Source organism: Pseudomonas sp. HD6422 (genome assembly GCF_025377065.1).
Classification (GTDB): domain Bacteria; phylum Pseudomonadota; class Gammaproteobacteria; order Pseudomonadales; family Pseudomonadaceae; genus Aquipseudomonas; species Aquipseudomonas putida_U.
On sequence record NZ_JAHWIW010000013.1, the window covers coordinates 107,528 to 131,444 of the forward strand.

Annotated in this window: 19 protein-coding genes and 1 tRNA gene; 7 read left to right on the forward strand and 13 right to left on the reverse strand. The window is 63.5% G+C overall.

The window, feature by feature from the left end; genetic code table 11:
- The 4 genes from KY379_RS11890 to KY379_RS11905 all read left to right on the forward strand — a co-directional run bounded on the left by KY379_RS11890 (position 1) and on the right by KY379_RS11905 (position 3,304).
- Positions 1-711: an ATP-binding cassette domain-containing protein gene (locus tag KY379_RS11890; RefSeq protein WP_196173209.1), complete on the forward strand. Its 711-nt coding sequence runs from the start codon at positions 1-3 to the stop codon at positions 709-711.
- Positions 711-1,976, forward strand: coding sequence for an ABC transporter permease (locus KY379_RS11895; RefSeq protein ID WP_261240126.1), 1,266 nt, complete (start codon positions 711-713; stop codon positions 1,974-1,976). Before KY379_RS11890 ends, KY379_RS11895 begins: the two co-directional genes overlap by 1 nt.
- A gap of 10 nt (positions 1,977-1,986) precedes the next feature.
- Complete coding sequence (locus tag KY379_RS11900; RefSeq protein ID WP_261240128.1) at positions 1,987-2,511, forward strand: DUF3299 domain-containing protein; 525 nt, start codon at positions 1,987-1,989, stop codon at positions 2,509-2,511.
- A gap of 109 nt (positions 2,512-2,620) precedes the next feature.
- Positions 2,621-3,304 (forward strand): OmpW/AlkL family protein, encoded by a 684-nt coding sequence (locus KY379_RS11905; protein WP_133330079.1) that lies wholly within the window; start codon positions 2,621-2,623, stop codon positions 3,302-3,304.
- 115 nt (positions 3,305-3,419) lie between these two features.
- On the opposite strand, the gene KY379_RS11910 is transcribed toward KY379_RS11905, so the two are convergent.
- From KY379_RS11910 to KY379_RS11920, 3 genes are all read right to left on the reverse strand, one after another.
- Positions 3,420-4,352 carry an NAD-dependent epimerase/dehydratase family protein gene (locus tag KY379_RS11910; protein WP_133330077.1) on the reverse strand — a complete coding sequence of 311 codons (933 nt, stop codon included), beginning with the start codon at positions 4,350-4,352 and terminating at the stop codon, positions 3,420-3,422.
- Positions 4,345-5,229, reverse strand: a complete 885-nt coding sequence (locus KY379_RS11915; protein ID WP_133330075.1) for a sugar nucleotide-binding protein — start codon at positions 5,227-5,229, stop codon at positions 4,345-4,347. Before KY379_RS11915 ends, KY379_RS11910 begins: the two co-directional genes overlap by 8 nt.
- Before the next feature lie 102 nt (positions 5,230-5,331).
- Positions 5,332-6,141, reverse strand: coding sequence for a helix-turn-helix domain-containing protein (locus KY379_RS11920; protein WP_133330073.1), 810 nt, complete (start codon positions 6,139-6,141; stop codon positions 5,332-5,334).
- Positions 6,142-6,317: 176 nt separating this feature from the next.
- Here KY379_RS11920 and KY379_RS11925 point away from each other — a divergent pair, with 176 nt between their 5' ends.
- Entirely contained in the window at positions 6,318-7,760 is a 1,443-nt protein-coding gene (locus KY379_RS11925; protein ID WP_261240130.1) for an alanine/glycine:cation symporter family protein, read from the forward strand.
- Positions 7,761-7,832: 72 nt separating this feature from the next.
- Entirely contained in the window at positions 7,833-8,822 is a 990-nt protein-coding gene (locus KY379_RS11930; RefSeq protein WP_261240132.1) for an asparaginase, read from the forward strand.
- A gap of 28 nt (positions 8,823-8,850) precedes the next feature.
- On the opposite strand, the gene KY379_RS11935 is transcribed toward KY379_RS11930, so the two are convergent.
- From KY379_RS11935 to KY379_RS11975, 9 genes are all read right to left on the reverse strand, one after another.
- A tRNA-Sec gene (locus KY379_RS11935) sits at positions 8,851-8,946 on the reverse strand.
- 6 nt (positions 8,947-8,952) lie between these two features.
- Positions 8,953-10,875, reverse strand: a complete 1,923-nt coding sequence (selB, locus tag KY379_RS11940) for a selenocysteine-specific translation elongation factor (protein ID WP_261240134.1) — start codon at positions 10,873-10,875, stop codon at positions 8,953-8,955.
- Positions 10,872-12,299 (reverse strand): L-seryl-tRNA(Sec) selenium transferase, encoded by a 1,428-nt coding sequence (gene selA / locus KY379_RS11945; RefSeq protein WP_261240135.1) that lies wholly within the window; start codon positions 12,297-12,299, stop codon positions 10,872-10,874. Before selA ends, selB begins: the two co-directional genes overlap by 4 nt.
- A 160-nt stretch (positions 12,300-12,459) precedes the next feature.
- On the reverse strand, positions 12,460-13,380 hold the full coding sequence (gene fdhE / locus KY379_RS11950) for a formate dehydrogenase accessory protein FdhE (RefSeq protein ID WP_196173225.1): 921 nt from the start codon (positions 13,378-13,380) through the stop codon (positions 12,460-12,462).
- A 4-nt stretch (positions 13,381-13,384) separates the two neighbouring features.
- Positions 13,385-14,044, reverse strand: coding sequence for a formate dehydrogenase subunit gamma (locus tag KY379_RS11955; RefSeq protein ID WP_133330060.1), 660 nt, complete (start codon positions 14,042-14,044; stop codon positions 13,385-13,387).
- Entirely contained in the window at positions 14,041-14,991 is a 951-nt protein-coding gene (gene fdxH / locus KY379_RS11960) for a formate dehydrogenase subunit beta (RefSeq protein ID WP_133330058.1), read from the reverse strand. The genes KY379_RS11955 and fdxH overlap by 4 nt, the downstream gene beginning before the upstream one ends.
- Positions 14,991-18,059 (reverse strand): formate dehydrogenase-N subunit alpha, encoded by a 3,069-nt coding sequence (gene fdnG / locus KY379_RS11965; protein WP_261240138.1) that lies wholly within the window; start codon positions 18,057-18,059, stop codon positions 14,991-14,993. Before fdnG ends, fdxH begins: the two co-directional genes overlap by 1 nt.
- Before the next feature lie 300 nt (positions 18,060-18,359).
- Positions 18,360-18,908, reverse strand: a complete 549-nt coding sequence (locus tag KY379_RS11970) for a single-stranded DNA-binding protein (RefSeq protein ID WP_133330051.1) — start codon at positions 18,906-18,908, stop codon at positions 18,360-18,362.
- Positions 18,909-18,917: 9 nt separating this feature from the next.
- Entirely contained in the window at positions 18,918-20,312 is a 1,395-nt protein-coding gene (locus KY379_RS11975) for an MFS transporter (RefSeq protein ID WP_133330049.1), read from the reverse strand.
- Positions 20,313-20,441: 129 nt separating this feature from the next.
- On the opposite strand from KY379_RS11975, the gene uvrA reads away from it, so the two are divergent.
- Complete coding sequence (uvrA, locus tag KY379_RS11980) at positions 20,442-23,276, forward strand: excinuclease ABC subunit UvrA (RefSeq protein WP_165976085.1); 2,835 nt, start codon at positions 20,442-20,444, stop codon at positions 23,274-23,276.
- A gap of 70 nt (positions 23,277-23,346) precedes the next feature.
- On the opposite strand, the gene bfr is transcribed toward uvrA, so the two are convergent.
- Positions 23,347-23,811 carry a bacterioferritin gene (bfr, locus tag KY379_RS11985; RefSeq protein WP_133330047.1) on the reverse strand — a complete coding sequence of 155 codons (465 nt, stop codon included), beginning with the start codon at positions 23,809-23,811 and terminating at the stop codon, positions 23,347-23,349.
- Positions 23,812-23,917: the final 106 nt, after the last annotated feature.

The following is a 23,917-nucleotide window of genomic DNA, read 5'->3' on the forward strand; positions in this document are numbered from 1 at the left end:
ATGAACCAGCCGCTGCTCGAACTGCATGACCTGCTGTTTGCCTGGCCTGGCCAGGCTCCGCTGCTGGATATTCCCGCACTGCGCCTGGAGGCCGGCGAGGCATTGTTCCTCAAAGGCCCCAGTGGCAGCGGCAAGACCACGCTGCTGGGCTTGCTGGGCGGGGTCAACCTGCCTGGCCAGGGCAGCATCCGCCTGCTCGGCCAGAATCTCGCAGACCTGGGCCAGGGCGCGCGAGACCGCTTTCGTGTCGATCACACCGGCTATATCTTCCAGCAATTCAACCTGTTGCCGTTCCTCTCGGTGCGCGAAAACGTCGAGCTGCCCTGCCACTTCTCACGCAGCCGCGCCGAACGTGCGGCGCGCCGCCATGGCAGCGTCGATCAGGCAGCCGGCGTACTGCTGTCTCACCTCGGGCTGGATGATCCAGCCCTGCTCGGCCGGCGCGCCGGTAGCCTGTCGATCGGCCAGCAGCAGCGGGTCGCCGCCGCCCGGGCGCTGATCGGCCAGCCTGAGCTGGTGATCGCCGACGAGCCCACCTCCGCGCTCGATACCGATGCCCGCGAAGCGTTCATCCGCCTGCTGTTCGACGAATGCCGCGATGCCGGCGCCAGCCTGCTGTTCGTCAGCCACGACCAGAGCCTGGCTCCCCTGTTCGACCGTCACCTGTCGCTCGCCGAACTCAACCGCGCCGCCAAGCCCCGGGAGGCCTGATGTACCTGCTTCGCCTTGCCCTGGCCAGCCTGGCCAACCGCCGCTTCACCGCCTTTCTCACCGCCTTCGCCATTGCCCTGTCGGTGTGCCTGTTGCTGGCCGTCGAGCGTGTACGCACCGAGGCCCGGGCCAGTTTCGCCAGTACCATCAGCGGTACCGACTTGATCGTCGGCGCCCGCTCGGGGTCGGTGAACCTGCTGCTGTACTCGGTATTTCGGATCGGCAATGCCACCAACAACATTCGCTGGGACAGCTACCAGCACTACGCCCAGGACCCACGTGTGAAATGGGCGATCCCGATTTCGCTGGGCGACTCGCACCGCGGCTACAGGGTGATGGGCACTACCGGCGACTACTTCAGCCACTACCAGTACGGTCACCGCCAACACCTGGAACTGAGCCAGGGCCGAACCTTCGAAAGCGATCCCTTCGAGGTGGTGCTGGGTGCCGAAGTGGCCGACGCTCTGCACTACAAGCTCGGCGACAAGCTGGTACTGGCCCATGGCGTGGCCGCCATCAGCCTGGTCAAGCATGACGACAAGCCCTTCACCGTGGTCGGCGTGCTCAAGCGCACCGGGACGCCAGTCGACCGCACCCTGCACATCAGCCTGGCCGGCATGGAAGCCATCCACATCGACTGGCACAACGGCGTACCGGCCCGCGGTGCCGGACGCATCAGTGCCGAGCAGGCCCGCAGCATGGATCTGCAGCCCACGGCAATCACCGCCTTCATGCTCGGGCTGAACAGCAAGATCGCCACCTTCAGCCTGCAGCGCGAGATCAACGAGTACCGCAGCGAGCCGCTGCTGGCGATCCTCCCCGGCGTGGCCCTGCAGGAGTTGTGGAGCCTGATGGGCACGGCTGAGCAGGCATTGTTCGTGGTGTCGCTGTTCGTGGTGCTGACCGGACTGATCGGCATGCTCACCGCGATTCTCACCAGCCTCAACGAGCGCCGCCGGGAAATGGCGATACTGCGCTCGGTAGGGGCGCGCCCCTGGCATGTGGCGGGTTTGCTGGTACTCGAGGCACTGGCCCTGGCCGTGGCGGGCTGCGTCGCCGGGCTGGGTCTGCTATACGGCGGCATTGCCCTGGCCCAGGGCTACGTACAGGCCAACTACGGTTTATACCTGCCGCTGGCCTGGCCGAGCGGCCATGAATGGACGCTGCTGGCGATCATCCTGGGGGCCGCATTGCTGATGGGCAGCGTGCCAGCGTGGCGCGCCTATCGGCAGTCGTTGGCCGATGGCCTGTCGATCAACCTCTGAGTCCCGTGCCATGATCCGAAACCTCTGTGCCCTCTTCGCGCTCCTGCTGGTCTTCCTGGCGCAGCCTGCGCTGGCCGGCGAGCCCCGCGAGCTGGACTGGCCCGCGCTGATTCCCGAGGGCGCGCCGGTCGTCGCGCCGCAGCTCACGCCAATGCACGACCTGTCGCAACTGAGCGATGCCCTCGCCGAATCGGCACCGCCGGCGCCCCAGCAAGCGCCCCACGCGCCGGTTGAAAAAAGCCTGGACGGGCAATTGGTCAAACTGCCGGGGTTCATCGTGCCTTTGGAGGTGAGCGAAGAAGGCCGCACCACCGAGTTCCTGTTGGTGCCTTACTACGGCGCATGCATCCATGTACCACCGCCGCCGTCGAACCAGATCGTGCATATCTTCAGTGAAATGGGCGTGCGCGTCGAAGATCTCTACCAGCCCTACTGGATCGAGGGCACGATGCAGGTCAAAGACTCCAGCAGTGAACTGGCCGACGCGGGTTATCAGATGGAAGCCGAGAAAATATACGCATATGAGCTGAATTGAGAACCGCTTCGAAATTATGAAAGCGCTTCGTTGAGCTGGGTCAAACGTTTGGTTTGAACCTCTCCGTACCATTGGACTACTCGATTACTCACGTCCTTTGGGAGCTTCCATGAACAAGTCCTTGCTCGGCGCCTCGCTCATTGCCCTGGCGTTCGCAGCCCCTGTCGCCAACGCCTACCAAGCGGGGGACATGATCCTTCGCGCAGGTGCCATCACCACCGCTCCCAACGAAGACAGCGGCGCACTGAAATTCGACGGCAACAAGGTTTCCGGCACCAAGGCGACCCTGGACAGCGACACTCAGCTGGGCCTGACCTTCGCCTATATGCTCACCGATCACGTCGGTCTGGAACTGCTGGCGGCCACCCCGTTCAAGCACACCGTAGGGGTCAAGGGCCTGGGTGGCGGCCTGGATGGCAAGTTGGCCGACATCAAGCAACTGCCACCGACCTTGTCGCTGCAGTACTACCCGATGGAGCCGACTTCGAAGTTCCAGCCATACGCCGGCGTCGGTATCAACTACACCCTGTTCTTCGACGAAGACCTCAGCAGTCAGCGCAAGCAGCAGGGCTTCAGCAACCTGAAGCTGCAGGACTCGGTAGGCTTCGCCGGGCAGTTGGGCATGGACTACATGCTCACCGACAATCTGCTGGTCAACGCCTCGGTCTGGTATGTCGACATCGACACCAAGGCCAGCGTCAACGGCCCGACCGCGCTGGGCTACAGCAAGACCAAGGTCGACGTCGATGTCGATCCATGGGTCTACATGGTCGGACTGGGCTACAAGTTCTGATCTGCCAGGGGCGCTTGGCGTCCCTTCGTAGCACAAGGCCGCTGCTATCGGGACTCGCGTTGACCCGATGACAGCGGCCTTGTGCCGTCAGGACTGCAGGGCAGACGTCATTCGCTCAAGCCTTGCCCAGCAGCCGCGCCAACCCCTCGACCATTGGCGTGGGCTGCGGAAAGTCGAAGCGCGCCAGCAGACGCTGGTTGTCCGCCCGTGAATGACGGATGTCGCCCGAGCGTGCCTGGCCATAGCTGATCGCCGGCAGGCTGCCGACCACCTGCTCCAGCGCCTTGAGCAGCTGGTTCAGCGAGGTGGCCTGGTTCAGGCCGATGTTCACCGCCCCCTCCTCCACCTGCTGTTGCTCCAGGGCCTGCACCATCACCTGCACCAGATCACCCACGTAGAGGAAGTCGCGGGTCTGCTCGCCGTCACCGAACACGGTAATGGGCAAACCCTGGCTGACCCGCTCGCTGAAGATGCTGATCACCCCGGAGTACGGCGAAGAAGGGTCCTGGCGTGGTCCGAAGATGTTGAAGAAGCGGAACACCACCGGTTCCAGATCATGCTGGCGGCGATAGAAGTCCAGGTACTGCTCGCTGGCCAGCTTGTCCACCGCGTAAGGCGTCAGCGGTGCTTTCGGCGTGTCCTCGGCGATCGACTGGCCTTCGCCATTGTTGCCGTAGACCGCAGCGCTCGAGGCAAAGAGCACACGGCGGATGCCATGCACGCGCATCGCCTCGCAGACGTTGAGGGTGCCGATGAAATTGCTCTGGTGGGTCTTCACTGGGTCTTCGACCGATGCCTGCACCGAGGCCACTGCCGCCAGGTGGACGACGGCGCCACAGCCCTGTGCGGCGCGCTGGACCAGTTCGGCATCGGCGACATCGCCTTCGATCAAGGTGAGTCGCGGGTTGTCCATCTGCAGGTTGGCGCGCTTGCCGGTCGACAGGTCGTCGAGAATACGCACCGCGTAGCCTTTTTCCAGCAACGCATCGCACAGGTGCGAGCCGATGAAGCCGGCACCGCCGGTGATCAGGATGGGGGCGTCAGCCATGGCGGTAGAATCGGTCCAGTAGTGGCGGCAAGCCGGCGCGCCAGGCGCGTGGCTTGATACCGAAGGTGTGAAGGATCTTCTTGCAGGCCAGCACCGCGTGCTGCGGCTCTTCGCTGGCGTCGGGGCGTGCGGCGTGGGCCTGCGGGGTCGGCGCCTGCACCGCCAACTGGCGGTACTGACCGGCCTCGGCGAGGATCGCCTGGCCCAAGGCCAGCAATGTGGTGGCCTCGTTGCCGGCGTAATGGTAGGTGCCCCACAGTGGCGCGTTGCAGTCGAGCTGCTTGAGTACCGAGAGGATCACCCGTGCGGCGTCATCGACCGGCGTCGGGTTGCCGCGTCGGTCATCGGCCAGCAGCAGCTCCTGAGGTTGCTCGGCACGGGTCAGGAAACGGCCCAGCGCTCCATCGATGCTCTCGTCGAGCAACCAGCCGAAGCGCAGCAGCACATGCTGCGGACTCGCCGCGCGCACGCTCTGCTCGATTCGCCACAATGCCTGGCCACGCTGACCAAGCGGCACGGGTTCATCCTTTTCGCTGTAGGCCGTGGCGCGCGAACCGTCGAACACCCGGTAGCTGGAAGGCTGCACCAAGGTGATCTGATGGTGCTGGCACAACTCGGCCAGACGCTCGACCGCCCGCTCCTGTTGAGCCAGGCGCTGGTCACTCACCGACTCCGCCTGGAACCAGTCGAAGTAATAGGCCAGGTTGACCAGGGCATCGGGGCGATGATCGTCGAGCAACTGGGTGAGGTTGGCCGGGGTCCAGCCATTTTCCGGGGGACGCGGCGCCAGGAATGCGATGTCCTCCTCGGCCCCGAGACGAATCAGCGCTTGCCCGAGGGCATTGCCACCACCCAACAGCATCAGGCGCATACGCATAGAGTCAGCAGATCCGAACAGGTTGATAGGGGGAAAGCGATCATTTTGCGGTTTCCTGCCTGGGAAGTCCAACCAGCAGGCGCTGGGGTGGTTTTGGCCACCTCACTCGATCTCGAACAAGCCGTTGCTCAGCGGCCCCACGGTGAGGCGCTGGCGCACATCGTCGTCGATGCGAGGGTCCTCCGGACGGTACAGCTTGACTTGGCGGTAGGCGTTGATGCGGTTGATTTCCTCGCCTAGGTATTCCCACACCACCCGGGTGCAGGCCGGATTGCGGCGGTCACCGCTGGACACGCCGGTCTTGAGCCCATTGAGGCGGGTGATGCGACTCTTGAAGCTGGGAATCAGGATGGTCTGGCTCATCTCGTTGAGTGTCAGCGACTCATAGTCGATGAGGAACAGTCGGTCCTGCAGTTGATAGGCCACGCCCAAGTAACGGCAGCGCACCTCGGCGTGAGGGTCGGTGGCGGTGGAGCGCTCCTGGCGCTCTTGGCGCTCAAATACGAAATGCCCGCGTTCTTCACGCAGGTGCACCAGCGACAGCAGGATCGAGCCGGGTACCGACATGCAGTTGGAGTATTCGAAGTAGTAACCACAATAGCGCGAGAGGTTGCCGGCCTGCGTCTGCAGAGGTTGGAACAGCTCGCTCAGCGGATCACGCGGGGTCTCGGCCAACGGCGATACTCGCGCGCCGATCAGCCGGGCGAACTGTTCGGGCGGCAAGTTCAGTTCGTAGTCCTCGACGCCGAAGAAGTCGCCGATGCGCTTGAGGTTGTAGGCCGTCGGACGGCTCTGCCCGCCCAGGTACTTGTTGAACTGGGCGCGATTGATCGAAAGCTGGCGGCAGACCTCTGAGATAGAGCGGTAATGGCTACAGGCCAATTTGAGATTGGTTGCGAAATGTTCGCTCATGGCAGGACTCACCTGACGCTAATGACGCCATTCTAGCATCAAGTCGCATCAAGTAAGAGCAACCCGCGAAATTGTAACCGCTCTTGTCATGGCCAACCATGCGCCCAACGAATAGCGGTGCGCCTGACGCCCGCTGGTCATTCCATGCGAACAATAAGAATCGAGGTCATTTTCCAATGCTCGAAGCACTCAACGATTTCCTTTCGGGGAAACTGCTCATCGTGCTGATCGTCGGTCTCGGCGGTTACTTCACCATCCGCTCGCGGTTCGTCCAGTTCCGCCATTTCACCCACATGTTCGCTGTATTCAAGGAATCCCTGCGGGGTCAGGCAGGCCAACTAAGCTCGTTCCAGGCGCTGATGCTGAGCCTGGCTGGCCGCGTGGGTGCCGGTAACATCGCTGGTGTCGGTATCGCCGTGACCCTGGGCGGCCCAGGCGCGGTGTTCTGGATGTGGGTCACCGCCCTGGTGGGCATGTCCAGCAGCTTCTTCGAATGCACCCTGGCCCAGGTCTACAAGCGCGCCGATGGCGACGGCCTGTATCGCGGTGGCCCGGCGTACTACATCCAGCATGGCCTCAAGCGCAAGAGCATGGCCGTGGTGTTCTCGATCCTGCTGTTGGTAACCTACGGCTTCGCCTTCATTGGCCTGCAGTCCTACACCGTGACCCATTCGCTGCAGAACGCCTTTGCCTTCGAACCTACCCACACCGGTATCGTTCTGGCCGTGTTGCTGGCCATCACCTTCATCGGTGGCATCAAGCGTATCGCTGCGGTCTCTGACCTGCTGGTGCCGATCAAGACCCTGGCCTACATCGGCGTGACCCTGTATGTGATCGGCACCCAGATCGAACACGTACCCGCCATGCTGGAAACCATCTTCAAGAGCGCGTTCGGCCTTGACCCAGCGTTTGGTGGTCTGCTCGGCAGCGCCATCGTCATGGGCGTGAAACGTGGCGTGTTCGCCAACGAAGCGGGCCTTGGCAGTGCGCCGAACGTAGCCGCCGTGGCTGCCGTGAAGCACCCCGGTGCCCAGGGTGTGGTCCAGGCTTTCAGTGTGTTCCTCGATACCTTCCTGATCTGTACCTGCACCGCGCTGCTGATTCTGCTGTCGGGCTTCTACACCCCAGGCTTCGAAGGTGATGGCATCGTCCTGACCCAGAACTCGCTGGCCGCCGTGGTGGGTGACTGGGGTCGCCTGTTCGTCAGCGTCGCGCTGTCGCTGTTCGTGTTCACCTGCATCCTCTACAACTACTACCTGGGCGAGAACAGCCTGCAGTTCCTCAGCCGCAACCGCGCGGTGCTGCTGGCCTTCCGCGGCCTGGTGCTGGCGCTGGTGGTGTGGGGTTCGATGCAGGACCTGTCGACCGTGTTCGCCTTCGCCGACATCACCATGACCTGCCTGGCATTCGTCAACCTGGTGGCCCTGGCCTTGCTGTTCAAGGTCGGCCTGCGAGTGATGCGCGACTACGACGACCAGCGCAAGGCGGGTATCGCCCAGCCAGTGTTCGATTCGGCCAAGTTCGCCGATCTGGACCTGGACACCAACGTCTGGCCGGCCAATCCTCAGGCCGAAACAGCCGCTGACAAAGCCCCGGCCCAAGCCCAGCTGCAGCGCTGATATCCTCTCCTGCCCAGCCGCCCCGTTCGTGGGCGGCTGCTTCACCTCCGCTCACCGCTACGGATGCTTTCCATGCGTGTAGTCAAGAATCTTCTCGTCCTCTATACCGGGGGCACCATCGGCATGCTCGAAACGGCCGAAGGCCTGGCGCCGGCCGGTGGTTTCGATGCGCGCATGCGCGCCCACCTTGCCTTGCTGCCTGAAGCCCCGCAGGTGCCATGGACCTTGCAGGAAATGAATCCGCTGCTCGACAGCGCCAACATGCAACAGCACAACTGGCTGGCCATGCGTGACGCGATCGTCACAGCGGTCGAAGCCCACGGCCACGACGGCGTGCTGGTGCTACATGGCACCGACAGCCTGGCCTACAGCGCCGCGGCGCTGTCGTTCCTGCTGCTGGGCTTGCCGGTACCGGTGCTGCTGACCGGCTCGATGCTGCCGGCCGGGGCGCCGGGCAGTGACGCCTGGAGCAACCTGTGCGGGGCTTTGCGCCAGTTCGAACAGGGCCTGGATGCGGGCGTGCAGCTGTACTTCCATGGCCAGTTGCTGCACGGTAGCCGCGCCTCGAAGCTGCGCAGCGAGGCTTTCGACGCCTTCGCCGCACTACCGCGCCATCGCGAAGGCGAACGTGCAGGGGCCGTGCCTGGCGAACTCGACTACCGCCAACAGCGTCAGCCAGTCAATCTGGCGGTAATGCCGGTGTTCCCGGGGCTGCAGGCCGGTCACCTGCGCGGTCTGCTCGACAGCGGCGTTCAGGGCTTGCTGCTGGAGTGCTATGGCAGCGGCACCGGGCCTTCGGATGACCAGGCATTGCTGGGCGTGCTGCGCGAGGCGCGTGCACGTGGAGTGATGCTGGTAGCCATCAGCCAGTGTCCCGAAGGTTCTGTGGTGTTCGATACCTATGCGGCGGGTAACCGCTTGCGAGCTGCCGGGCTGGTCAGTGGCGGCGGCATGACCCGGGAGGCGGCACTGGGCAAGATGTTCGCCTTGCTCGGGGCGGGGCTGGATGTCGAAGCGGCAGAGCAGTGGTTTGCCCTGGATCTGTGCGGAGAGCGGGCTTAGCCGCGAAGAGGCCCTGACAGGCTGAAAATGGCGGAAGGCAGCGGGAGTCGAACCTGCCCGGGAACGGCTGCCGTCCCCAACCGGGTTTGAAGCCCGGCCGCGCCACCGGGCGCGATTGCCTTCCTTGAACTCAGTGCCTGGCCTGCTGTTGCGCCAGGGCGCTGTCGGCGCGGATATGACGCTGGTCGGCGACCCTCCGGGTCAGACCGATGCGGTCGAAATACTCGAGAATCTGCACACTGCGCTTTCGACCGATGCCCAACATATCGCGAAACGCGGCGACCTGCACTATCGGCGTTTCATCGGCCTGGGCCAGCAACAGCTCGGCCATGCGTTGCAATGTGGCCTGCGGGTAGAACAGATCGCGCACCACCTGGTGCACCAACCCAAGTCGGGCCAGCTTACGTAGCAACAAGCGCACATCGGCTTCGTCACGGTTTTCCTCGCCAGCCAGCGTGCGCACCCAGGGCGGGTCGAACTGCCCTTCCAGCAAGCGCGGTTGCAGGCGCTCCCACAATGCGTTGTCGGCTTCGCTCAATTGCACCTTGTGGTCCAGCAAATGCAGCCACGGTCCACTGCTGGAGATGACGCCATCATCAAGCAGTTCATCGACCAGACTGACAAAGGCGGGGCGTTCCAACGGCAAGGCGCAGAACCTGCGCAGGCGATCGCGGTCAGGACCAAGCTGGTCCGGCTCCTGCTCATGAAACAGCGCCAGCTGAGCCAGGACCTGCTGCCTGAGCGTTTGCCACTGGGCGTCGGCGAACAACAGGGGCCCCTGCCGCGTCGCAATGACCCTGACCTCTGTCGGCAGCGTCCAGGTTTCACGTAGGCGATTGAACTGGCGCTCCAGGCGTTGCGGGTCGAGCCCGCCAGGAGCGCTGGTCAACAAGGCCGGCAATGCCTGCTCCAGGTCATCGGCATCGCGTAGCACGTGCAACTGGCGCAGGCGCATTTCACTGCGGCGTTGTCGGCTCGGTGCGAATGGATCGAGCACACGCCCGCCCCCGATGGTGCGCTGGGCACGCTGGTCGCGCAGCACCAAACGGTCGCCGTGCACAGCCTGCAGCGGGGCATTGAGTAGCAGTTGGGCGAACATGCGCTGGCCTGGGGCGAGCGCCTCGCCCTCGAGCAGGGCGACCCGCGCCGTGACATCCTGGGTGCCGAGGTGCACATGCACCGCGCTGAAGTGTTCGAAGGTTCGGCTCTCGGTCTGCAGCAGGTTCAACTCGATGTCCACCCGGTTGCTGGGCGCATGCAACCATTCCGGCACCAGCCAATCGCCACGGTGCACCTGCTCGACCGCCAGGCGGTCGGCGCTGATGTTCAGCGCCACCCGCTGCCCTGCCTCGGCCACCAATGCCGCCTGGTTCTGTGCATGCAGACCACGTACGCGCACCGGCTTGCCGGTCTTGCCCAGCAGCAGGGTATCGCCGGCACTGACGCGCCCGGCCAACGCCGTGCCAGTGACCACCACGCCCGCGCCAGTGACGGCGAAGGCTCGGTCGACAGCCAGGCGCAAGCCACCGCGGGCGCTGCGCTTGCACACCTGCCGTTCGGCATCCAACAATGCCTGACGCAGCGCATCGACCCCCTCCCCGGTCACGCTGGACAGCGGGAATTGCCGCGCACCGGCATACGGACCCGGCGCCAGCAGCTCGGTAACCTGCGCCTGTACCTGAGCCAAACGAGCCGGTTCGACCCGATCGCATTTGCTCACCGCCACCAGTGCCTGGGGAATGCCCAGCAGCTCGATGATCGCCAGGTGCTCACGGGTTTGTGGCATCACCCCATCATCGGCGGCCACCACCAGCAGCACGAGGTCGATGCCATGGGCACCGGCGAGCATGTTGTGGATGAACCGCTCGTGACCCGGCACGTCGATGAAACCGGTCAGCGGCGCACCTTCGGCCAGGGCCGCATAGCGGTAACCGAGGTCGATGGTCATGCCGCGTGCGCGCTCTTCCTGGCGCTGGTCACCGGCCTGGCCGGTGAGCGCCTGAAGCAAGGCGGTCTTGCCATGGTCGATGTGGCCGGCGGTTCCGACGATCACTGCACCGGCCCCAACTGCAGGGAGGACAGCTGCGCCAGCCACTGGGCTTCGTCGTCCAGTTGGCGCAGGTCGAGCCACAGGGCATCGTCGTCGATACGCCCCAGCACTGGCACGGGCAAGGCCCGCAGGGCCCGCTCCAGCACGTGCAGGCTACGTCCGCGCAGCTTCTTCGGCACCTGTGGGCGCAGGCACAGCGCTGCGCTGGGTAGCCGCGCCACCGGCTGGCTGCCACTGCCGATCATGCCCAGGGCGGGCGCTACGCTGACGATCCATGGATCGCCCAGTTGCGCCGCCAGTTCAGGCGCCAGGCGCTCGGCCTGAGCCTGGATCTCGGCCTGAGTCCGAGTCAGCAGGCGCAAGCTGGGTAGGCGCTCGGCCAGGCGGTCCGGATTGCGGTACAGCGCCAGCACGGCTTCGAGCGCGGCCAGGGTGATCTTATCGACGCGCAAGGCGCGCTTGAGCGGATTCTTCTTGATCTTGGCGATCAGCTCCTTGCGCCCGACGATGATGCCGGCCTGAGGACCGCCGAGCAGCTTGTCGCCACTGAAGGTGACGATGTCGGCACCATCGTCCAGGGCCTGGCGCACCGTGGGCTCGGCTGGCAGGCCCCAGCGGGTCAGGTCGAGCAGGCTGCCGCTGCCGAGGTCTTCGAGCAGTGGCAGTTGGTGCTGCCGGGCGATACGCGCCAACTCGGTGGTCGGCACCTGGGTGGTGAAACCCTGGATGCTGTAGTTGCTGCAATGCACGCGCATCAGCAGGCCGGTGCGCGGACCGATGGCGGCTTCGTAGTCGCGGGCATGGGTGCGGTTGGTGGTGCCGATCTCGTGGAGGCGTACTCCGGCGCGGGCCATGATGTCAGGAATGCGAAAGGCGCCGCCGATTTCGATCAGTTCGCCACGGGAAATGATGCCTTCCTTGCGCGCGCCGAGGCTGTTCAGCGCCAGCAGCACGGCGGCGGCGTTGTTGTTGACCACGGTGACGGCTTCGGCGCCGGTCAATTCGCGGATCAGGCCTTCGATCAGGTCGTCGCGGTCGCCGCGCTTGCCGGTGGCCAGGTCGAATTCCAGGTTGAGCGGGTAGCGGGCGGCGGTCTGCATGGCTTCGACCGCTTCTTCCGGCAACAACGCACGCCCAAGGTTGGTGTGCAACACCGTGCCGGTGAGATTGAACACCCGGCGCACCTGGCTGCGCTGCTGGACGACCAGGCGTTCGCCGGCGCGGCCCAGGAGGACTTCAGCGGCCAGCTCGGCCGGGCTGAGTTGGCCGTGGCGGGCCGGGTCGCGCAGGTCGTCGAGCAGTTGCCGCAGGGTGTTGAGCACGGCATCGCGGCCGTGGCGGTCGATCAGCGGGAGGCCGGCCGGGTGGCGCAGGAGGGTGTCGATCGAGGGCAGGCGGGGGGTGTCGCTGGCTGGGCTGGATGACATGCGGTACTACCTTGGACTGATCCGTTGTCTGTGATGGCCCTTTCGCGGGCAAGCCCGCTCCCACAAGGACCGGCGCAGGTGTCAAGACCTGTGATGTCCCTGTGGGAGCGGGCTTGCCCGCGAAAAGGGCGACTCGGTATTGCAGTGTAGACACTCCCACCTAGCCAGGTGCGAGCATCAGGTTCGGCGCCAGCCGATGGAAGCCCTCCTCGTCCAGGCGTATATCCAGAGCAAGACTGGCCAGGTCGTCGGCCAGCGCTTCGGCGTAGGCATCGTTCTCCAGGTAATGGTGCTTGAGGTAGCTCTGACACTCCGGACAGCATTCAGCCCGCAGCGGCGCCTTGCCCGGCGCATGACGATCGTCCTCCAGGCTGGTGTAACGAAGGCCCTTGCTCGACTCGCAGTACACACACTTGACCCGCACCACGTGCCATTCGCAACTGCACAGCGAGCAGGCCAGGTAGCGCAGCCCATTGTGCTTGCCCCGGTTACGCACCATACCGGCCATGGCCTGGGAGCCACAGGCCGGACACTGGGCCAGGCTACCGGAGGGCTTGAGTTCGGCTTCCGGCAGCGCCAGCAACCAGCTTGACCAGGCCGCCTGCAGCGCCGCGCCGATGAATGGCACCAGCGCGGCGGGGACTGCATCGTATTGGCCCGCAAGCAAAGCGACGCCCCAGCCCTTGCGCTGGCTTTCGGCACTGGCGCGTAACGTTTTCACGGCATCACCCAGTGGGCCGTCGCCGGTCTCGTCGAAGCCGGTCAGCAGCGCCTGCAACCAGATCAGCCAGGGCCCTTCGCGCACCAGGCTGTCGGCTGCCAACGGCGGCAACCCGTGACTTATGCACAGGCGCTGGCGCTCTTCGGCCAGCGGCAATTCGCTGGGAGGGTTATCCACAAGCTGCTGTTGGCGACGACAAAGTCGCGCCACCAATCGCAGGTAATCGCCCAGGGCGTTGCCCTCGGCCAACTGCTCCAGGCGCTCAGCGCGCCGTTCGAACAGATTGCGGGGCGGCAGGTGAAGAAACGCCGGCATCACTGCCGACGCTTCGATCTGCCCAGGTTCGAGTATCGTGCTCAAGCGCTCATCCTTCTTTGCTTCGGTGATCCGAAGAGGCCTTGTCGCCGGTCACTTCGCGATACCACAACTCATGGTGTTTGCGCGCCCAGGCGCGGCTGACCCAGCCATGCAGCATGGCCCCGATCGATCCTTTGATCCAGATCCCGGCGTAGATATGCACGATGATGCTGAGGATCAGCACGAAGGCCGCCAGGGCGTGGAGCAAGGTAGCCAGACGAATGGCACCGATGTCGAAGTAGTGGCTGAAATACGCCCGCCAGATCAGCACGCCGCTGATCAGCAGGATCAGCATGCACGCCAACAGGGTCCAGAACAGCAGCTTCTGCCCGGCATTGTATTTACCGATCGGCGGCACACCTTCCTCCTGGTTGAGCATCACTCTATCGACACGCCGTAACCACAGGCGGTCGTTGGCCGTGATGAAGTTGGCGCGCCAGAAACGGATCACCAAGCCGAGGAAGAACACGAACATCGCCACGCCCAGGAACGGATGCAGAATCCGCGTCCACGGCCCACCACCGAACAGGTGACTGAGCCAGAACAGCGCCGGGTGGAACAGCGCCAAACCGGACAAAGCCGCCGTGACGAAGAGAATGGCCACGATCCAGTGGTTGGTCCGTTCGTTGGCGTTGTAGCGCAGGATGGGTTTGTTATCGTCGTTCATGGCCGCTGCTCCCCTTGCCCGCCGGGCCGGTTCGGATCGTAGACATGCACCGACGGGTCCACCTGATGAACGCCATCGCCCGACGGTGTCGGATGCTCTTCTTCCTCGACTCGCTGCGGGCCCACACGCACGTAATGGAAGAAACCTGCCAGCACCGCCGCGCCCATGGCCAACAGCGCCAGCGGTTTGGTGAAGCCCTTCCACAGTCCTACCAGCGGACTGATCACCGGCTGGTCCGGCAGGCCGGCGTACAGTTTCGGTGTGTCGGCGTGGTGCAGTACATACATCACGTGGGTACCGCCGACACCGTCCGGGTCATACAGTCCGGCTTTGTCGTAGCCGCGTGACTTCAGGTCGACGATACGCTCGTCGGCATGCACCTTCATTTCCGCTTTGCTGCCGAAGACGATCGCCCCGGTCGGGCAGGTCTTCACACAGGCCGGCTCCAGGCCCACGGCCACCCGGTCGGAGCACAGGGTGCACTTGTACGCCTTGTGGTCCTTCTGCGAGATCCGCGGGATGTTGAACGGACAGCCGGTGATGCAGTAGCCGCAACCGATGCAGTGGTCCTGGTTGAAGTCGACGATACCGTTGGCGTGCTTGATGATCGCCCCTGGGCTCGGGCACGCCTTCAGGCAACCGGGCTCTGCGCAGTGCATGCAGCCGTCCTTGCGGATCAGCCACTCCAGGTTGCCATCGTCGCGCTCGTGCTCGGTGAAGCGCATCAGGGTCCAGGTCTCGGCGGTGAGGTCCTGGGGGTTATCGTAGGTACCGTGGTTGTGGCCCACCTCGTCACGCAGTTCGTTCCACTCCGAACACGCCACCTGGCACGCCTTGCAACCGATGCACTTGGTGGTGTCGATCAGCTTGGCGACTTCCTCCAGCTGGCGTACCGATGGCGGTACGGTGGTGGTGGCCGAGCGGGCAATGATGTCTTGGCTGGCCATCAGAGTTTCTCCACTTTGACGAGGAACGACTTGGACTCCGGCGTCTGCGTGTTGCCATCACCGATGAACGGCACCAAGGTGTTGGTCAGATAGCCATGTCGGGTCGAACCGGTGAAGCCCCAGTGCAACGGGATGCCGATCTGGTGCACGGTCTGGTTGTTGACCTGCAGCGGACGGATCCGCTTGGTCACCACCGCCACTGCGTCGATATGCCCGCGCTTGCTCGACACCCGCACTCGGTCGCCGGCCTTGATGCCCTTTTCGTTGGCCAGCACCTCGCCGATCTCGACGAACTGCTCGGGCTGGATGATCGCATTCAAGCGGCAGTGCTTGCTCCAGAAGTGGAAGTGCTCGGTCAGCCGGTAGGTGGTGGCCGCGTAGGGGAACTCATCGTGCGTGCCGAGGGAGTCCCATACCGAATCGAACACCCGGCCAGCCGGGTTGCTGGTGGCCTTCTTGTTCTGCGGATGCAGCGGGTTGATGCCAATCGGCGTCTCGAACGGCTCATAGTGCTCGGGGAATGGTCCTTCGGCCATCTTGTCGATGGCGAAGAAACGCGCCACCCCCTCGGGGTTCATGATGAACGGGTTCATCCCGGCCTCCGGCGGCGAGTCGGCCTTGAAGTCCGGGACGTCGGTTCCGGTCCAGGCCTTGCCGTTCCACCACACCAAGCGCTTCTTCTCCGGGTCCCACGGCTTGCCCTGCACATCGCTGGAGGCACGGTTGTAGAGAATCCGCCGGTTCGCAGGCCAGGCCCAAGCCCAGTTCTGCACCTGGTGCATGCCATAGGGATCGCTGTTGTCGCGTCGGGCCATCTGATTGCCCTGCTCGGTCCAGCAGCCAGAGAAAATCCAGCAGCCAGAGGCGGTGCTGCCATCGTCCTTGAGCTGACCGAAGCCCGAAAGCTGCTGGCCGGCCTTGAGCAGGGTGCCGGTCGGATCGGTGATATCGGTCACCGCCCAGCCGTTCATTTCCTTGGCCAACTCCTCTGGCGAGGGGTCTTCGGCGATCTTGTAAGGCCAGTTGATGTTCAGCAATGGGTCTGGATACGTACCGCCTTCAGCCTGATAGCGATGACGCAGGCGCAGGAACAGCTCGCTCATGATCTGCACGTCGGTGCGGGTTTCGCCCGGACCATCGGCGCCTTTCCAGTGCCATTGCAGCCAACGGCTGCTGTTGACCAGCGATCCGTCCTCCTCGGCGAAACAGGTGGTGGGCAGACGGATGACTTCGGTCTGGATGCTGGAGGTGTCGACGTCGTTGAACGGCCCGGCGTTACGCCAGAACTCCGAGGTCTCGGTGGCCAGCGGGTCCATTACCACGAGCCACTTCAGTTTGCCCAGGGCCGCGGTGACGCGGTTCTTGTCCGGCAACGCGGCGATCGGGTTGAAGCCCTGGCACATGTAGCCATTGACCTTGCCCTGCCCCATCATCTCGAACATGCGCAGGACGTCGTAGCCTGGCACGTCAAGTTTGGGCAGCCAGTCGTAACCCCAGTTGTTGTCGGCGGTGGCATTGGCGCCATACCAGGCCTTCATCAGGCTGACATGGAACTTGCTATAGTTCTGCCAATAAGACAGCTGTCCAGGGCGCAGCGGCTTGGACGCACGCTTGTCGATATAGGCGGCGTAGTCCTGCTCGGCATCGCCCGGCAGAGTCAGATAACCCGGCAGCAGGTTCGACAACAGCCCCAGGTCGGTCAGCCCCTGAATGTTGGAGTGGCCACGCAGCGCGTTGACCCCACCGCCAGGCATGCCGACGTTACCCAGCAACAGCTGGAGCATGGCTGCACTGCGAATCATCTGCGCGCCGATCGAGTGCTGCGTCCACCCCAGCGCGTAGAGAATGGTCATGGTCTTGCCGGGAACCGAGCAGGTAGCGATCTCGTCCCAGACCTTCATCATGGCCTCCTGGGGCATGCCACAGGTCATGCTCGCGACTTCCGGTGTGTAGCGGCTGTAGTGCTGCTTCATCAACTGGAACACGCACCGCGGGTGCTGCAGCGTCGGGTCGACCTTGGCGAAGCCGTCTTCGCCGAGTTCGTAGCCCCAGCTGGATTTGTCTGAATACACGCGCTTGGCTGCGTCATAGCCGCTGAACAGGCCATCTTCGAAGCCGTAACCTTCCTTGACGATGAACGACACGTCGGTGTAGTTGCGCACGTACTCGTGCTGGATCTTGTCGGTAGTCAGCAGGTAATTGATCAACCCGCCCATGAAGGCGATATCGCTGCCGGTACGGATAGGCGCGTAGTAATCGGCCACCGAGGCAGTACGGGTAAATCTTGGATCGACCACGATGAGCCGCGCCTTGTTGTGCGCCTTGGCTTCGGTCACCCATTTGAAGCCGCACGGATGCGCTTCTGCTGCGTTGCCACCCATCACCAGGACCAGATTCGCGTTGGCGATATCGGACCAGTGGTTGGTCATGGCGCCACGGCCGTACGTCGGGGCAAGACTTGCCACCGTCGGGCCATGTCAGACACGTGCTTGGTTATCGAACCCCAGCATGCCTGTTGCGCGGACGACCTTGTGGGTCAGGTAGCCTGCCTCGCTGGAGGCAGCCGACGCAGCGAGAAAACCGGTGCTGAGCCAGCGATTGACGGTCTGGCCCTGGGCGTTCTTCTCGATGAAGTTGGCGTCACGGTCCTGCTTCATCAGGGTCGCGACGCGGTCGAGCGCCTCGTCCCAGCTGACCCGCACCCACTCATTGCTGCCTGGCTTGCGTACCTCGGGGTACTTGAGGCGGCTGGGGCTGTGGATGAAGTCGAGCAGGCCGGCACCTTTGGGGCACAAGGTCCCACGGTTGACCGGGTGATCGGCATCGCCTTCGATGTGGATGATGTTCTGCTTGACGTTTTTACCCGCATCGCCCTGGCTGTACATGATCAAGCCGCAGCCGACCGAGCAGTAGGGGCAGGTGTTGCGAGTTTCTTTGGTGTGCGTCAGCTTGAAATGACGCACCTGCTCGGCGAACGCCGGCGTCGGGGCCATGCCCAACGCTGCGAGGCTCGAGCCTCCAAGGCCGATACCAGCGACCTTGAAGAACTGCCGACGGTTGAGATCCATCGTGCACTCCTGATCAGGTGGTGGACGCACGGATCATGGCCGGCGCCTCTTGGTAGTCACGGTGGCGGCTTTTTGATGGCTGCCAGAGGTTAAGACTAGTCAAGAATCGAGAAGGTGCGATGACGTGGGTCAGGGGTGGGGTGTTCGGGGGGTTCGCTTGAGAGATGTAGCGGCGCTCGATCTCGAGAACACCATAAATCTCAAGACAAGCCCCTACCCGCCCCACCGCCAACAACCCATAAAAAAAACCCAGGGCCAAGGCCCTGGGTTTCTGGTTCAGCTGGACGCCTACCGTTCGAATCAGAACGGAATATCGTCATCGAAGCTGTCAAAGTCAGCCGCCGGTTGCGGAGCAGGCTGCTGTGGCGCCGGGCGCTGCTGTTGCTGCGGGCGCTGGGCCTGCTGGCGTGGCGGAGCCTGGTTGTATTGCTGCTGACCCCCACCCTGGTTGTAGTTGTTGCCACCACCTTGGTTGTACGGATCACCGCCCTGCTGCTGGTTCTGCGGACGACCGCCGAGCAGCTGCATGGTGCCGCCCATGTCGACGATGATTTCGGTGGTGTAGCGCTTGATGCCGTCCTTTTCCCACTCGCGGGTCTGCAGCTTGCCCTCGATGTACACCTGCGAACCTTTGCGCAGGTATTCGCCGGCGATTTCGGCGACCTTGCCGAACAGCGAGACACGGTGCCACTCGGTGCGCTCGACCTTCTGGCCCGACTGCTTGTCAGTCCACTGCTCGCTGGTGGCCAGGCTCAGATTGGTCACGGCGTTACCGTTGGGCAGGTAGCGGACTTCGGGATCCTGGCCACAGGTACCGACCAGAATGACTTTGTTAACCCCACGGGCCATAACGTTCTCCTAGGCTTCGCACGCCGATGAGGCTGGGTTTACCAAACGCTCGAGGGTCGTGCGGTCCAAAATTTTCGTATCCAGTTTGATGTAGATGGCAGACTCTTCTGCCACCACGACAGCGTCGGTCACACCCGGCACGGCCATCAGGCGCTCGGTCAGCCCGGCTTCCCGAACCGCCTCCGGCGTCAGCGGCATGCGCACGCTGGTCACATACGGCGGCTCGTTCATGCGCAACGCAACGACCAGCCACACGGCACACAGCACCGCGCAGCCGAGGAACACACTGTCCAGCCCACCGTGCTGGAACAACCAGCCACCGAGAATTCCTCCCAGGGCGGCACCGAGGAACTGACTCGTGGAATACACCCCCATAGCCGTTCCCTTGCCGCCAGCGGGCGACACCTTGCTCACCAGTGAAGGCAGCGAAGCCTCCAGCAGGTTGAAGGCAGTAAAGAATACCACGGTGCCAATCACCAGTCCGCGCAAGTTGTCAGCCCACTCCCAGAAGAACACCTCGACCAGCAGCAGCACGGCAACCGCACCGGCCAGCACGCGCTTCATCTTGCGCTTTTTTTCCCCGTAGATGATGAAGGGAACCATTGCGAAAAATGAGACGAACAGTGCGGTCAGGTAGACCCACCAATGCTGTTCCTTCGGCAGCCCGCCCCGTTCGACGAAGGCCAGCGGCAAGGCGACGAAGCTTGCCATGAGGATCGCATGCAGGATGAAAATGCTCGCATCCAGCCGCAGCAGGTCCGGATGGCGCAGGGTCGGGCCGAGGGCCTGACGCGCCACACCTGACTCGCGATGCTGCAGGGTGGTGTGGGTGTTGGGCACGACGAACGCAATCAGAGCGACGCCTACCAGGGCAAGTCCTGCGGTGGTCAGGAACAATCCTGACAAGCCGAAGGCGCGGGTCAGCAGCGGGCCGACGACCATTGCCACAGCGAACGACAGACCGATGCTCATGCCGATCATGGCCATGGCTTTGGTGCGGTGTTGCTCGCGGGTCAGGTCCGATAGAAGCGCCATGACCGCCGCGGAAATTGCCCCGGCACCTTGCAGGATGCGCCCGGCGATCACGCCCCAGATCGAGTCGGCCTGGGCCGCCAGTACACTGCCCAGGGCAAAGACCACCAAGCCGAGGTAGATCACCGGCCGACGGCCGATACGGTCGGATATCACCCCGAATGGAATCTGCAGCACCGCCTGGGTCAGACCGTAGGCACCGATGGCCAGGCCGATCAGCGCGGGCGTCGCGCCAGCCAGGTCCATGCCGTAGGTGGCCAGCACCGGCAGGACCATGAACATGCCCAGCATGCGGAAGGCAAAGACCAGGGCCAGGCCCCCTGCGGCGCGTGTTTCGCTGCCACTCATGCGCTCGGTGTGGGTGTCGTGCATGGATTAACCTCGTGTGAACCGGCGGCGATTCTATCAGTCCGACAGCTTGACGGCATCTACGCGACGCTTTGCCGCGTGCTGGCAGTGCGCCGTATACTTCCTTGTTTATGCCCGCCAAGCGAGGCCGTAGTGGACAAGATCCTGATTCGTGGGGCACGGACCCACAACCTGAAGAACATCGACCTGACACTGCCGCGCGACAAACTGATCGTGATCACCGGCTTGTCTGGGTCCGGCAAGTCTTCCCTGGCCTTCGACACCCTATACGCCGAGGGCCAGCGCCGCTACGTCGAGTCGCTGTCGGCCTATGCCCGGCAGTTCCTGTCGATGATGGAAAAACCGGACGTCGACACCATCGAAGGCTTGTCACCGGCGATTTCCATCGAACAGAAATCGACCTCCCACAACCCACGCTCGACCGTCGGCACCATCACCGAGATCTACGATTACCTGCGTCTGCTGTATGCCCGTGTGGGTACGCCGCGTTGCCCAGACCACGACATCCCGTTGGAGGCGCAGACCATCAGCCAGATGGTCGACCTGGTGCTGGAGCGTCCCGAGGGCACCAAGCTGATGCTCCTGGCGCCGGTCGTCCGCGAGCGCAAGGGCGAGCACCTGGCGGTGTTCGATGAACTGCGCGCCCAAGGTTTCGTGCGCGCACGGGTCAACGGAAAGCTGTACGAACTGGACGAGCTGCCCAAGCTCGACAAACAAAAGAAGCACAGCATTGATGTGGTAGTGGACCGCTTCAAGGCCCGTGGCGACCTTCAACAACGCCTGGCCGAATCGTTCGAGACCGCGCTGAAGCTGGCCGACGGTATCGCCCTGGTGGCGCCGATGGATGGTGAGGACGGTGAGGAGATGATCTTCTCAGCGCGCTTCGCCTGCCCGGTCTGCGGGCACGCCATCAGCGAGCTGGAACCCAAGCTGTTCTCCTTCAACAACCCGGCAGGCGCCTGCCCGACCTGCGACGGCCTGGGGGTCAAGCAGTTCTTCGATACCAAGCGCCTGGTCAATGCCGAGCTGACCCTGGCCGAAGGCGCCATCCGTGGCTGGGACCGGCGCAACGTGTATTACTTCCAGATGCTCGGCTCGCTGGCCGCGCATTATGGCTTCAGCCTCGAAGAGCCATTCGGTGAGCTGTCGGCCGAGCACCAGAAGGTGATTCTGCAGGGCAGCGGCAAGCAGAGTGTCGACTTCAAGTATCTCAACGACCGGGGCGACATCGTCAAGCGCTCGCACCCCTTCGAAGGCATCGTACCCAACCTCGAACGCCGCTACCGCGAAACCGAATCGGCTACCGTGCGCGAAGAGCTGGCCAAGTTCCTCGGGACCCAGCCTTGTCCGGATTGCCGCGGTACTCGCCTGCGCCGCGAGGCCCGTCACGTATGGGTCGGCGAGAAGACGCTGCCGGCCGTGACCAACCTCCCCATCGGCGATGCCAGCGAGTACTTCGCCGCGTTGACCCTCACCGGTCGCCGCGGTGAGATCGCCGCGAAGATCCTCAAGGAAATCTGTGAGCGACTACAGTTCCTGGTCAACGTTGGCCTCGATTACCTGACCCTGGATCGCAGCGCCGAAACATTGTCCGGTGGCGAGGCGCAGCGTATCCGCCTGGCCAGCCAGATCGGTGCTGGCCTGGTCGGGGTGATGTACATCCTCGACGAACCGTCCATCGGCCTTCATCAACGGGACAACGACCGCTTGCTGGCCACCCTCAACCACCTGCGCGACCTGGGTAACACGGTGATCGTGGTGGAACACGACGAGGACGCCATTCGCCTGGCCGACTACGTCGTCGATATCGGCCCGGGGGCAGGCGTGCACGGTGGCCAGATCGTCGCCGAGGGCTCGCCCCAGGAGGTCATGGACCACCCCGATTCGCTGACCGGCAAATACCTGTCCGGGCGCAAGAAGATCGTGGTTCCGGCCAAGCGCACCCCGCGCAACAAGAAGCTGCAGCTCAAGCTCAAGGGTGCGCGCGGCAACAACCTGCAGAACGTCGACCTGGAAATCCCGATCGGCCTACTCACCTGCGTGACCGGTGTGTCCGGGTCGGGTAAATCGACCCTGATCAACAACACTCTGTTCCCCCTGGCAGCCACAGCCCTCAACGGCTCCAGCAGCCTGGAGGCCGCGCCGCACAGCAGCATGGACGGCTTGCAGCACCTGGATAAAGTGGTCGACATCGACCAGAGCCCGATCGGTCGAACGCCGCGCTCCAATCCGGCGACCTACACCGGCATCTTCACGCCGATCCGCGAACTGTTCTCCGGCGTGCCGGAATCCCGTTCGCGGGGCTACGGCCCGGGTCGCTTCTCGTTCAACGTCAAGGGCGGGCGCTGCGAAGCGTGCCAGGGCGATGGCCTGATCAAGGTGGAAATGCACTTCCTGCCGGACATCTACGTGCCGTGCGATGTGTGCAAGAGCAAGCGCTACAACCGCGAAACACTGGAGATCAAGTACAAGGGCAAGAACATCCACGAGGTCCTGGAAATGACCATCGAGGATGCCCGGGAGTTCTTCGACGCGGTGCCGGCGCTGGCGCGCAAACTGCAGACCCTGATGGACGTCGGCCTGTCCTACATCAAGCTGGGGCAGTCGGCGACCACGCTGTCGGGCGGCGAGGCGCAGCGGGTCAAGCTGTCGCGCGAGTTGTCCAAGCGTGATACCGGCAAGACCCTGTACATCCTCGACGAGCCGACCACCGGCCTGCATTTTGCCGATATACAACAACTGCTGGATGTGTTGCATCGCCTCCGCGACCACGGCAACACCGTGGTGGTGATCGAGCACAATCTGGATGTGATCAAGACCGCCGACTGGCTGGTCGACCTGGGGCCGGAAGGAGGCTCCAAGGGCGGACAGATCATTGCCTGCGGTACGCCGGAAGAACTGAGCAAGATGAAGCAGTCCTACACCGGCCACTACCTGAAGCCGCTGCTGGAACGCGATCGAGCCTGATCATTCTCGATAGCATGAAAAAGCCCCTGGCACCGACGGTACCAGGGGCTTTTTGCCTGCTGTGGATAACTTACATCTGCGATTGCAGGTAGTTCTCCAGACCAATGGCCTTGATCAGCCCTTGCTGCTTCTCCAGCCAGTAGGTGTGATCTTCTTCTGTATCGGCCAGCTGCGCACGGAGGATATCGCGGCTGACATAGTCCTTGTGCAGTTCGCACAACTCGATGCCTTTGCACAGGGCGCCGCGCACCTTGTACTCGAGCTTGAGGTCGGCCTCGATCATTTCCGGCACGGTGGTACCCACTTCGAGGTCATCGGCGCGCATGTCCGGGGTGCCTTCCAGCATGAGGATACGGCGCATCAGGGCGTCAGCGTGCTGGGTCTCTTCTTCCATCTCGTGGTTGATACGCTCGTAGAGCTTGGTCAGCCCCCAGTCTTCGTACATGCGCGAGTGAATGAAGTACTGGTCACGTGCGGCCAGTTCGCCCTTCAGCAACGTGACGAGGTAGTTGATTACGTCCGGGTGGCCTTGCATCGCCCTGTTTCTCCATATGAAAACGCCAATGAGCATAGTGTGAACCAGCTTTTGGTCGCGGTCACTGAGAAATGCGCAATTAGAAGCAAAAAATCGGTTAAACAGT